Raw genomic sequence first — 12,849 nt, 5'->3', positions numbered from 1 at the left:
CATCCTTGCTCCTTTGTGTGCTTTTCCAGCGGGGTGTCAGCCGAACTTGCGCAGCGCGTCGAGCGCCAGCCCGGTGCCGATGCTGCCGAACAGGTCGCCCTCGACGCGGCGCGCATCCGGCACCATTGCACCAATCCGCGCGCGCAGCAAGCCCACGCCGCTCGAACCGCCGGTGAAAAAGACCGTGTCGACATCGCTAGGGCGCACGCCAGCATCGGCGAACAACTTGCCGACGGTGGTGGCGACCTGCTCGACCAGCTGCGCGATGGCCGCTTCGAACTGCGCGCGCGCGATGTCCAGCGACTCGGGCGGCGACAGGCGGTCGAGCTGCAGATTGACCATGTCGGCGTCGGACAGCGCAATCTTGGCGCCCTCGACCTGCATCGCCAGCCAGTGGCCGGCGCGGTCTTCGATCAGGTTCTGCAGGCGCGCGATGCGGGCCGGTTCGGCCGCGTCGCGCGCCAGGTCGGCCAGTTGCGTCACGCTCTTGCGCGTGTAGGCCTGGTTGATCGTGTGCCAGGTGGCCAGGTTGAAGTAATAACTCGACGGGATCTCGGCGCCCGAGCGCAGCTTGCTGCCATAGCCGAGCAGCGGCATGACGCTCGCGAGGCTCAGGTATTTGTCGAAATCGGTGCCGCCAATGTGCACGCCGCCATTGGCCAGGATGTCGTCGCGGCGGTCGGGCCGGCCGGCGCGCTCGGGGCCCAGGCGCACCAGCGAAAAGTCGGACGTACCGCCGCCGATGTCGGCGATCAGGACCAGTTCTTCACGGTCGATGCGCGATTCGTAGTCGAAGGCGGCGGCGATCGGCTCGTACTGGAAACCGATGTCGCGAAAGCCGACCGAACGCGCCACGTCGAGCAGTGTATCCTCGGCCAGCTGGTCGGCCTGGGCGTCGTCGTCGATGAAGAACACGGGGCGCCCGAACACGGCGCTCTCGAACGGCTGGCCGGCCTGTGTTTCGGCGCGGTGCTTGACCTCGCCGATGAACTGGGCCAGCAGCGAACGGAACGACACCGAACGGCCCGCGACCTCGGTCTGGCCGTCGATCAGGCTCGTGCCCAGCAGGCTTTTCAGCGAGCGCATCAGGCGGCCTTCGTAGCCTTCGAGATATTCGGCAAGCGCGGCGCGGCCATAGCTGACGCGGTCGTCGTCGGCGTTGAAGAACACCACCGACGGCAGCGTGGGCTTGCCGTCCTCGAGGGTCAACAGCGCCGTCGGGGCGGATTGCATCATGCCGGGCCGATACCAGCCGACCGTGGAATTTGACGTGCCGAAGTCAACGCCGCAAGCGTGCACCATAGGAACCTTTATCTTGAAGGGGCGGTATGGTAACAGATTCCGTCAAGTATCGCTTCGCCGCTTCCCGCTGTAAGCAAGCTCTTACAGGGAGGCGGCAGGCGTACCGATATGGTGTGGTTGGTGAACACCGGATAATCGCCCGGCAATGCACTGCCGGCGCTGTACGCTGGCCACGACAACAATAAAGCAGAAAGATTGACCGCATGAGCAATACCCCCCACGCTGGCGCCGTTGTCGTTCACGGCGGCGCCGGCACGTCGCGCGACCATGAAGACGGTTGCGTGCTCGCCGCGCGCCGCGCCCTGGCGCAACTGGAAATCAATGGCGATGCCCTCGACGCCGCCATCGGCGCCGTGACCACGATGGAAGATGATGGCCGCTTCAATGCGGGCAGCGGCTCGGTGCTGGGCCTGGATGGCGCCACGGTCGAAATGGACGCGGCGATCATGGACACGCGCGGCCGCCTCGGCGCCGTCGCCTGCGTGCAGTCGGTGAAGAACCCGGTGCGCCTGGCGCACGCGGTGGCCGACACGCCGCACTGGCTGCTCGTCGGCGAAGGTGCGAGCCGCTTCGCGCGCACGATCGGCATGCCGGACGCGGCCCCGGTGACAGAACGCCAGCGCACGGCGCACCGCAAGCTGCTGGCGCAACTGGCTGGCTCGATGCCGGTGATGCCGGGCCTGGACCGCAATCTGATCGAGCACTACTGGAATTACAATACGCCGGTGTGCTTGCCTGCAGGCGTGGCCTGCGACACCGTTGGCGCCGTCGTACGGGGCGCCGATGGCCACTTTGCCGTGGCCTGTTCGAGCGGCGGCTCGGCGCCGGCCCTGCTGGGCCGCGTCGGCGATGCGCCGATCATCGGCAGCGGCTTTTTTGCCGGCCCGGAAGGCGCCGTCGCCGCCACCGGCATCGGTGAGCAGATCGTGCGCCATCTGCTGGCGCGTACCGTGTACGGCTGGATTGCCGATGGCATCCCGCTGGCCGATGCGCTGCAGCGTGGCGTCGCCCTGTTCACCCCGGACATCAAGGTCGGCCTGATTGCGGTGAGCCGCACGGACGCCGGCGCCTTCAGCAATAGTGATATGCCTACTTCGAAAATGGTACAACGATGACCCAGGAAATGAACGCACCGCGCAACGGCCACCTCGTCATCATCGGCGGCCACGAAGACCGCCAGCACGACATGCAGATCCTGTCGCGCTTTGTCGAACTGGCCGGCGGCGTCGACGCACGCATTGTCGTGATCACGGCCGCCAGCCAGATCGCCGACGAGATGTGGAAAATCTACGATGACGCCTTCGGCTCGCTTGGCGTAACGCGCCACAGCCACCTCGAAATCACGAGCCGCGACGATGCCAACGACGAGAACTTCGTGCGCCAGGTCGCCGAAGCCGATGGCATCTTCATGACGGGCGGCGACCAGAAACGCCTGCTCGCGCTGATCGGTGGCACGGCGCTGGACGCCGAAATGCACGCCGCACTAAAGGTGCGCGGCGCCACCATTGGCGGGACCAGCGCCGGTGCATCCGCCATGTCCGGCCACATGCTCGCGCAGGGCCGCACCGACCTGCTGCCCGAAAAAGGCTCGGTTAGCCTGGGCGCGGGCCTGGGCTTTCTGCACCGCGTGGTCGTCGACCAGCATTTCTCGGAGCGCCAGCGTCTGTCGCGCCTGTTGTCGATCGTCGCGCAGAACCCTTACCTGCAAGGCATCGGCATCGATGAGGACACGGCGCTCGTGATCGAGCGCGGCGTGGGCATCGAGGTGCTGGGCGAAGGCGCGGTGACCGTCGTCGATGGCCGCTCGATGAGCAGCAACGTCGCCGAGATCAAGGACCGGGCCATCCCGGAACTGATCGACGTGCGCCTGCACCTGCTGCCTGCCGGCGCCAAGTATTCACTGCCGATTGGCGACGAACAGGTCGGCAGGCGCATTCCGGCTTCGCTGCTGGACTTCCTGCAGATCGTCACGAAGCGTACGCCTCTCTCATGAAAGTGATCGAAAAGCGCCTGCTGCGGGGCCCGAACCTGTATGCCGGGACGCCGTGCCTGATGGCGGTGGTCGACAACCTGACTACGAAGGGGCGTGGCTTCGGTGCGCGCCTGCTGGCGCTGCTGCCGGAGCTGCCCGCTGCGGCGGCCGTGCGCTTGTCTGACGATGCGCTGCCCGTCGATGCGCTGGAACCGGCCATCATGGAACTTCAGCGTCTGGCGGGCATCCCGGGTGAGCACAGTGCGACGCTGGCAGTGCTCGGTTACGAGCAACGCCGCCGCATCTTGTGCGGCTATGGCGTCGAGCAGGTGGCCAGCGAAGCGCTGCGCACCGGCGTCAAGCTGCTGGCCGCGCTGACGCGCGATGAAGCATTCGATCTCGATGCCGCTGTCGCGGCGTTGCGGGAGATCGCTTCGGCGCATGCGATCGGCACCAGCACCGGCGCCGTGCTCGATGCGGCGCACCAGCGCGGCATTCCATCGCGGCGGCTGCTTGATGACACCAACCTGTTCCAGCTGGGCTGGGGCAGCCGCCAGAAGCGCTTGCAGGCGACGATCACCGGCGCCACCAATTCGATTGCGGTGAGCATCGCCAGCGACAAGCACCTGACCAAGACGCTGCTCGCACAGGCCGGCGTGCCGGTGCCGCGTGGCGAAGTCGTGACCACAAGCGTGGCCGCCCAGCGCGTCGCACGCCGGCTGGGCTGCGCGGTGGTCGTCAAGCCGCTGGACGCGAATCAGGGCAAGGGCGTGACAGTCGATTGCGCCACGCCGGACAGCGTCGAACGGGCATTCGAGCACGCGCGGCGACACGGTCGCCGTGTAATCGTCGAGCAGTACTTACGGGGACGCGACTACCGCGTGCTGGTCACGGGCGGCCGCATCGCCGCTGCCTCGTGGCGGCGCCCGCCTGGCGTGACGGGCGATGGCCACTCGACGATCCGCGCGCTGGTCGAGCGTGAAAACAGCAATCCAGCCCGGGGCGACGGGCACACGAATATCCTGACAAAAATTCCGCTCGACGCATTGGCGCTCGAGACGCTGGCCAGCCAGGGTTACGAGCTCGATACGGTGCTCACGGCCGGCATCGGCGCCGACCTGCGGGGCAACGCCAACCTGTCCACCGGCGGCACCGCCGAAGACGTGACCGACCTGCTGCCGGGTGAAACGCGCGACATCTGCATCCGCGCTGCGCGCACGATTGGCCTGGACATCGCGGGTATCGACATCATCTGCGACGACATCGCCCTGCCCTTGCGCGATCAGCGCGGCGGCGTCATCGAAGTCAATGCCGCGCCGGGGATCCGGATGCACCAGTATCCGAGCCGCGGCGCGCCGCGCGATGCGGGTGACGCGATCGTCGAAGCCCTGTTCGGGGCCGACGACGGCCGCATTCCCGTGGTCGCCGTGACGGGCACGAATGGCAAGACCACCACCAGCCTGTTGATCGAACACGTAGTACGGCTGGCCGGACTGCGTACCGGCGTCACGACGACCAGCGGCGTGTACCTGGACGGGCAGCTGGCCTATGAAGGCGACTGCACCGGCTACCACTCGGCACGCAGCGTGCTGGGATCGCCCGATGTCGATTTCGCCGTGCTGGAAACGGCGCGCGGCGGCATCCTCAAACGGGGCCTGGCCTACGACCGCTGCGATGTGGCGGTGGTGCTGAATGTCTCGGCCGATCACCTGGGGCTGGATGGCATCGACACGATCGAGGATCTGGCCAGGGTCAAGGCGGTCGTCGCGGCCAGGGCGACGCGCGCGGTGGTGCTCAATGCCGAAGACGTCCTTTGCGTAAAGATGGCGGACACGCTGGCCGACGGCGTCGAGATCATCTATTTCGCGCTCGACGCCGAAGACCCGGTACTGGTGCCGCACATCGAACATGGTGGCCGCGGCGTGTACCTGCAGGATTCGACCATCGTACTGGCTGGGGGCGTGCGGCACGAGGCCTTGCTCGACGTGCGCGACATGCCCGTGTCGCTGGGCGGTCGTGCGCGCTACAACATCGCCAACGCGATGGCGGCAGTGGCAGCGCTGATGGCCAGCGGCTTCAGCAACCGTGACATCGCCGCCGGCTTGCGCGGGTTTGTCTCGGACAACAAGCACAATCCGCTGCGCTCGAACCTGTACGACGTCGACGGCGTGACGGTCGTCGTCGACTACGCCCACAACTGCGCCGCCTACGCCGCGCTGGCCGAGATGGCGCGCGCCATGACGGCCGGCCGCCTGGTCGGCGTCGTAGCCGCCCCGGGCGACCGCCGCGACGCCGACCTGATCGACATCGGCCGCACCTGCGCCGCCGGCTTCGACGAACTGGTCGTCTACGACAGCGAAGCACGCGGCCGCGCAAAGGGTGAATCCGCAAGACTCATCGCCCGCGGCGCCCAGCTGGCAAAGATTGCGCCAGACCACCTGCAGATCGAGCACGACGTCCACTGCGCCATCCGGCTTGGCCTGGCACGCTGCGTCCCGGGCGACGTCCTGGTCTTCGGCTGCGGCTCATCCATCTCCGAACTCACGGAAGCCCTCCGCCCCACCCGTCCGGACCTGGCTAATAAAATCGAAGCCGCCGCAATTTAATCCCCAACGACAAACGGCCCCAAAAGGGCCGTTTTTTTACACACCGTCAGTGCTCCCGAATCAATTACCCAACAATTCGACACTGACCCCAGTTAATCATTGCACTAGGGCTCTACCCAAAGAAACTGAACAATTAGGGTCAGTGTCGAATTCTTTGATAACTTTTTCGAATAGGCAAGCCTGTATAAGCTGAGACTGCTTCACTCGGGAGAAATTGCCCAACAATTCTACTCTGACCCTGATTAAATCTTTTGCCTCAGATTTGCAATTAGAAACTGAACAATTAGGGTCAGTGTCGAATTGTTTGATTACTTTTCCAGATTAGACGGACTCAATTGGCTGAGTCCGTCTAAATCCGGAGCAATTGCTCAATAATTCTACTCTGACCCTAATTGTTCGTGATCTTCGGGTTAGGCGGTTTGGGCGGCGATCAGGGCTGCGCTTTCGGGGTCGGTGACGCGGATGGCGTCGATGAACACTTGCAGGGATGAGCCGCAGGCGAAGATCAGGACGTCGCCGGGGTTGCACAGGTCGAGGCCCAGGCGGATAGCGTTGCCGACGTCGAGCTCGCGGTGCAGCGTGTCGCTGATGCCGACCACTTCTTCGGCGCCGGACAGGATCAGGTCGACCGCTTCGCCGGGTTCGCGGCCGCGGCTTTGCGATTCGTAGACCACGAGTTCGTCGAACCGCTCGCCGCAGACGCGGCCAACCTGTTCCAGGTCGGTGTCGCGGCGGTCGCCGGGCGCCGTCACGATGCCGATCAACTGGCCGGGCAGCATGCCGCGCGCCATGTCGGCCATGGCGGCGTAGGCGGCCGGGTTGTGCGCATAGTCGACGATGACCGTCACGCCGCGCACGTCGAACATGTTCGTGCGCAGCGGATTCGTGCGGCCGTTCGAGACGAACGTCGACAGGCCGGCGGCGATGTGCAGGTGGTTGAAGTTGGCGGCCATCAGGCCAGCGGCGGCGGCCAGTGCATTGGCGATATTGAAGCGTGCCAGTCCGCCGAACGAGATCGGCATGCTTTCCACCCGCAGCAGCGCTTGCTGGCTGTGGCCATCGGCCAGCACTACCGCGCCATCCTGCAGATACGCGCCGCGCCCGCCGTCTTCCAGGTGCTTGAGCATCACCGGGCTTTCCGGATCCATCGAGAAGAACAGCACTTCGGCGCCCGGCTTGATGCGGCGCGCCATCTGCACGCACAGCGCGTCTTCCGCGTTGAGCACAACGGCCTTCGAGGCCGACTGTGCCACCACGGCCTTCACCTGCGCCAGATCCTCGATCGTGTCGACGCCATCCAGGCCAAGGTGATCGGCCGCGATGTTCAGCACGATTGCGACGTCGCAGCGATCGAACGCAAGGCCACGTTTGAGGATGCCGCCACGCGCCGTTTCCAGCACCGCGACCTCGACTTCCGGTGCGCCCAGCACCGTGCGCGCCGACCAGTAGCCGGTGCAATCGCCCTTGACGACCTGCTTGCCGTCGATGAAGACGCCCTCGGTGGTCGTCACGCCCGTCACCTTGCCTGCCATGCGCGCCGCGTGCGCGACCAGCAAGGTGGTGGTGGTCTTTCCGTTGGTGCCGGTCAGTGCGATGACGGGAATGCGCCCGTCCGTATTGCCCATCAAGCCTTCGACGATGGCGTCGCCTGCATCGCGCGGTTCACCGGCGCTCGGGTACTGGTGCATGCGGATGCCCGGTGCGGCGTTCACTTCGATGACGGCGCCCCGCTGCGCTGCGAGCGGCTGCGCGATGTCCTGGCACACGATGTCGATGCCGGCCACGTCCAGGCCGATCTTGGCGGCGGCCCGCACGCACAGCAGGCGTGTCGATTCCGGCAACTGGTCGGTCACGTCTTCGGCGGTGCCGCCGGTCGACAGGTTCGCATTGCCGCGCAGTTCGGCCGTGACGCCCACCGGCAGCACGCTGTCGAGGTCGAAACCCTGGCGCGCCAGCATGTCGTTCGCGTGCTCGTCAAGGGTGATGCGGGTCAGGATGGTCGCATGCCCGGCGCCGCGCGCAGGGTTCGCGTTTTCGATCTCGACCAGTTCGCGGACCGTCAGGTTGCCGTCGCCGACAACATGCGCCGGGCGGCGGCATGAGGCGGCCGCCACGCGCCCGCAGGCCACGAGCACGCGGTAGTCGCGTCCTTCGACATGGCGTTCGACGATCACGCGCCGGCCGAAGCCACGGGCAAATTCGAACGCCAGCGCCACGTCTTCCGGTGTCGCGCAGGCGACCGTGACGCCCTTGCCCTGATTGCCGTCGAGCGGCTTGAGCGTGACCGGCACCGCCAGGCGCCGCGCCACGCGCTGCGCTGCCTCAACGGTGGTGACCACGTCGCCCTCGGGCACCGGCACGCCGGCTTCCTTCAACAACGCTTTCGTTAACTGCTTGTCGCTGGCGATCTTGACCGCGATGAAGCTGGTCTCGCCCGTGGTCGTCGCTTGCAGGCGCTTTTGCCGTACGCCCCAGCCGAGCAGGAACAGGTTCGCCTCTTCGGTGATGCGCTGGGTCGGGATGCCCCGCTCGTGCGCCGCCGCCAGTACGGCCGCGGTGCTGGTGCCGATGACGTAGCGCCCGGCGATGCCGCGCAGTTCTTCCAGGCGCGGCTCGAGTGCAAACGCTTCGCCGCGTGCCAGCGCCGTCACCAGGTCGACCGCCAGCTCGAAGGCCGGCTCGGCCAGCTTTTCGCAGGTGTACGCGACAACCACGCGGAACTGGCCCGGATGACCATTCACCGGGCGCGTACGGCCAAAGGTGGCGGGCGCGCCGGCCAGCGATTGCAGCTCGAGGGCGACGGTTTCGATCACGCGACCCAGGTAGGTGCCGGCCACCAGGCGCTGCGCGAAGCCGCCCGGGGCGCCATCGGACAGGCGCTCGCCGCGCAGTGCCGGCAGCAGGCCCAGCAGCGCATCGTTGAAGCCAGGGATATCCCGCGTCGAGAGGCCGTACAAGTCTTCCAGATCGACGACGGACAGCAGGCAGGGTGAATCGGCGTGGACGTTCGGTCCGCGCAGAAAGCGTTGTTCCAGGATTTGCACGTTGGTGTTCCCTTGTTATGGTGTTGATGAAGCGACGGCCGGCACACGCTCTCTACGTGTACCGGCCGCTTTGTGCACTGTACGGACGCCTCAGGCGTCGAACAGTTGCGTGTACATCCGGGTAGCCATCAGGCCCACCGTGGTGTGATGCACTTCCGGCGACAACAGGCGCGCCAGCAGCGCCATGGCCTCCTGCTTGCCGCTGCTGGCCGCGACTTGCTGTTCCAGCACGCGCAGCTCGTTGCCTGTATCTTGCGCATCGGCGCCCGTGTGGCGACGGATCAGGCCACGCACCGGGAATGCGGTCCCGCGCTCGGTGCCCAGACCGTGCTGGTCGAGCGTGCGCTGGCGCGCCCGGGCGGTCAGCACGCGCGGGCCGGCGGCCTGCCCGCCGTCCGGGTGGCTCGTGATCCAGTCGCGCAGCACCTGCAATTCGTAGGCATTGAAGACACCGAACATCTCGGCGCGCTCGCCTTCGACCAGGCGCCAGAAGCGGCTGTGCTCGACCGCTTCACCGCGCTTGATCCAGCCAGCTTCTTCGAGCGCGGCCAGGAAAGCGGGAATCCGCGCAGGTTCGGCCAGCCAGTCGTTGACCGAGCGCCCCGCCACACGGCAGTAGTCGGAGTGCATGTTCTTGCCGACGATGCTCTTGGCCGCCATGATGTCGACCAGCTCGTCCTGCAGATCGAACTCGCCAATCACCGACGTGGTGCTCGCGCCCAGCTCATTGAGCCGGTAGCCATTGACCACGCGCTGCCAGAAGGCATCGCGATCACCCACGCGCGGCATCAGATCGTGGACCGACTGGACCGCCTTGCGGGCATGGCCGCTGCCGGCGTTGTCGACCGTCACGTGCAGCGTGAAGTAATACGGGTCGATGCCCAGCTCGTTGAGCTCGTAGGACGTGATCAACAGGTGCAGCGGCAATTGCTCGTAGCCGAGGTTGTAGCCGATGATCTCCGGCAGGTAATGTTCGGCGTTGTGACCCAGCGCCAGTTGCAGCGCGCCCTGCAGGAAATGGCTGTCGCTCAGCCCTGCCCAGCTGTCGCAGCCGTGCGTGGCCAGCAGCTTGCGGTACAGCGTGACGTGGTTCTTGTCCGGCAAGCCGTCACCCAGCTCTTCGAGATACGTCTTGATCAGCGGGTGGAATGCGACGTCGTCCCACTGGCGCACCAGGCCATACAGCCAGGCGCCGTCGACCAGCTTGGTCGGGGCCACGCCCTTGATGAAGTACAGCGCATGGGCGCGGGTGCTGAAGTAGCGGCGCGGCGCGCCATTCTTGCGCGCAGCCAGGTATTCGCGGTATTCCTGTCCGACGATGTCGGCGCGCTCTTCGATCCACGCTTGCAGGTCATTGATATTCGATGGCAGGTCGACCGGCAGCTCGCGCGCGAGCACGAGCTGGTCATCGACAAACGCCCTGGCGACGTCGGGCTGCGCTGCCGGATCGGCATACAGCGAGAAATACAGATTCCGCGCACCCTGCCCGGTAGGCAGTGGCGCGTGGTGGACGCCTGGCGCGTCGGCTAACAGCATTGGGCTCATGTCTCGATTCTTGAAATGCGTTCTATGGACGGTGATGCATTATCCGTGCTGAACCGTGTCAAGAAAATCGGTAGGCGCCCTGTGAGCCTGTAAGATAGGGATTACAAAAATATTATCGAGTGACGCAGGTAATCACGCTGCTGCGCCCAGAGTCAAGTGTGCAACCGGGTCTGCAACCAGGCCTGTGCCCGACAGTTGCACCGGTACGGCACCGGCATCGAGCATGCGCGCCTGCGCACGCGCGCCATCACCCGTATTGACATTTACCGCGCGCATCGCTTCGGTCGCGAGCAACACCTCGAACCCTGCCGCCAACCCATCGACCACCGTATTGAGCACGCAATAATCCGTTGCCAGGCCGCACACAGTCAGGCGCCGGATGCCGCGCTCACGCAGCGTGGCGGCCAGGCCAGTACCGTTGAAGGCCGAATAGGCATCGACATCGACGGTGGTCGCCTTGGAGACGACCACGGCATCACCGAGCTGCAGCGCGTCGGCAAAGCGCGCGCCATCGCTGCCTGCGACGCAGTGCACGGGCCACGGGCCGCCCTGGTCGGCAAACGAACAATGCAATGCAGGATGCCAGTCGCGCGACACATACACCGGCAGCGCATGCGTGCGGTACAGGTCGATCAGGCGATTGATCGGGGCCAGCACGGCGTCGCCTTGCGGGACGCCCAGGCTGCCGCCGGGAAGGAAGTCGACCTGCGGGTCGACGATCAGGAGGGCGTCGCCCCCACCCAGCACGATGGCACTCATGGTTGTTTCCTTTGCTGTTCGTTCACATGACGCCATGACAGCGTCGCCAACGAAAGCCTACCATGAAGCCCCCGTGCTGGCAGGGGCGCAAAACATGCAACTTATTGTGGTGCCTTACTGCGGCGTGTTGTTCAGCAGCGAGTGCTTGCGTGCATAGCCGAAGTAGACGATCGCGCCGATTGACAGCCAGATCGCGAACGCGACCCAGGTATGCCAGCTCAGGAACGACATCAAGACCAGGCAGAAGATGATCGCCAGGATCGGGATCAGCGGGACGGCCGGGCAACGGAACGCACGTGGCAGGTCAGGACGCTTCTTGCGCAGCACGATCACGGCGATCGAGACCAGCGTGAAGGCGGCGAGCGTGCCGATATTGACCAGCTCGGCCAGCACCGTCAGTGGCACCACGGCAGCGATCAGGCCAAAGATGATGCCCACCAGCCAGGTCGCGAAGAATGGCGTGCCGTATTTCGGGTGCACCTTCGACAGGCGCGCCGGCATCAGGCCGTCACGCGACATCGCAAACAGGATGCGGGTCTGGCCATACGCCATCACCAGCATCACGGTGCTCATGCCCAGGATCGCGGCCAGGTCGACGAAGCCGGCGACCCAGTCTTCACCAGCCACCTGCAGCGCCAGCGACACCGGATGGTCGACGCCCTTGAAGTTCATGTGCGGCACGATGCCGGTCATGATCGCGGCGACCACGACGTACAGGATGGTGCAGATGATCAGCGAACCGATGATGCCGATCGGCAGGTCGCGCGCCGGGTTCTTGACTTCCTCGGCAGCCGAGGTGACGGCGTCGAAGCCGATGAAGGCGAAGAACACCAGCGCGGCAGCGCTCATCACGCCCGTCATGCCGTATGGCATGTACGGCTGCCAGTTCTCCGGCTTGACGTGGCCCACACCGACCGCGATGAACAGCAGCACGACGCTGATCTTGATGATCACCATCACGTTGTTCAGGCGGGCCGACTCACGCATGCCGAGCGACAGCAGGAACGTGATGGCCATCATGATCAGGAAGGCCGGCAGGTTGAACAGGGTCTCGACGCCGGGGCGCGCGCCGGGGGCGGCGGTCAGCGCATCAGGCAGCACCAGGCCGAAGCCCGACAGCAGCGACTGGAAATAGCCCGACCAGCCGACCGCAACGGTCGATGTGGCCAGGCCGTATTCGAGCAGCAAGTCCCAGCCGATCATCCAGGCGACGAATTCGCCCAGCGTGGCGTAGCTGTAGGTATAGATGGAACCAGCGACCGGAACGGTCGAGGCGAATTCGGCGTAGCACAGCGCGGCGAAGCAGCACGCCATGGCCGCGATGACGAACGACAGCGACAGGCCGGGGCCGGCCGTGACGGCGCCGGTGCCGGTCAGCACAAAGATACCGGTGCCGACGATGGCGCCGATGCCGAGCAGGATCAGGTCGGTCGGGCCGAGCACTTTCTTGAGGCCGCCCGGCTTGGCGCTTGCGGCGATCATCGCATCCAGATTCTTGGTTCTAAAAATACTCACTACGTGTTCTCCAATCAAATAATGGTGTGGTCCCGCGTCTTGTCATTACTGCGCCTGCCTGATGGGCGGGCGCACTCCCGGGATCCTGCCTGGTGGGCCGGCTTGC

The 12,849-nt window shown here is 65.6% G+C and carries 8 protein-coding genes; 3 read left to right on the top strand and 5 right to left on the bottom strand.

The annotated features are described in order from the left end of the window. Positions 1-36: 36 nt before the first annotated feature. Complete coding sequence (locus tag AC56LV_RS04610; protein WP_499556247.1) at positions 37-1,302, bottom strand: Hsp70 family protein; 1,266 nt, start codon at positions 1,300-1,302, stop codon at positions 37-39. Between the two features lie 203 nt (positions 1,303-1,505). Here AC56LV_RS04610 and AC56LV_RS04605 point away from each other — a divergent pair, with 203 nt between their 5' ends. The 3 genes from AC56LV_RS04605 to cphA (AC56LV_RS04595) are packed head-to-tail and all read left to right on the top strand — an operon-like array spanning position 1,506 to position 5,880. Continuing rightward, complete coding sequence (locus AC56LV_RS04605; RefSeq protein WP_499556246.1) at positions 1,506-2,417, top strand: isoaspartyl peptidase/L-asparaginase; 912 nt, start codon at positions 1,506-1,508, stop codon at positions 2,415-2,417. Positions 2,418-2,425: 8 nt separating this feature from the next. Continuing rightward, the gene (locus AC56LV_RS04600; RefSeq protein WP_499556245.1) at positions 2,426-3,295 is read left to right on the top strand and encodes a cyanophycinase; all 870 of its coding nucleotides are present in this window, start codon (positions 2,426-2,428) and stop codon (positions 3,293-3,295) included. After that, positions 3,292-5,880: a cyanophycin synthetase gene (gene cphA, locus AC56LV_RS04595; RefSeq protein ID WP_499556244.1), complete on the top strand. Its 2,589-nt coding sequence runs from the start codon at positions 3,292-3,294 to the stop codon at positions 5,878-5,880. Before AC56LV_RS04600 ends, cphA (AC56LV_RS04595) begins: the two co-directional genes overlap by 4 nt. Positions 5,881-6,290: 410 nt before the next feature. Here the strand turns inward: cphA (AC56LV_RS04595) and cphA (AC56LV_RS04590) are convergent, their stop codons facing one another. From cphA (AC56LV_RS04590) to bcaP, 4 genes are all read right to left on the bottom strand, one after another. Continuing rightward, complete coding sequence (cphA, locus tag AC56LV_RS04590; RefSeq protein WP_499556243.1) at positions 6,291-8,924, bottom strand: cyanophycin synthetase; 2,634 nt, start codon at positions 8,922-8,924, stop codon at positions 6,291-6,293. 90 nt (positions 8,925-9,014) lie between these two features. After that, entirely contained in the window at positions 9,015-10,469 is a 1,455-nt protein-coding gene (locus tag AC56LV_RS04585) for an iron-containing redox enzyme family protein (protein WP_499556242.1), read from the bottom strand. Between the two features lie 132 nt (positions 10,470-10,601). After that, positions 10,602-11,228 (bottom strand): isochorismatase family protein, encoded by a 627-nt coding sequence (locus AC56LV_RS04580; protein WP_499556241.1) that lies wholly within the window; start codon positions 11,226-11,228, stop codon positions 10,602-10,604. Between the two features lie 114 nt (positions 11,229-11,342). Beyond that, entirely contained in the window at positions 11,343-12,743 is a 1,401-nt protein-coding gene (gene bcaP, locus AC56LV_RS04575) for a branched-chain amino acid transporter BcaP (RefSeq protein ID WP_499556240.1), read from the bottom strand. Positions 12,744-12,849 lie beyond the last annotated feature (106 nt).

The sequence above is a fragment of the Telluria sp. RB2R28 genome (assembly GCF_059685835.1).
This window is presented reverse-complemented; position numbering and strand designations above follow the sequence as displayed.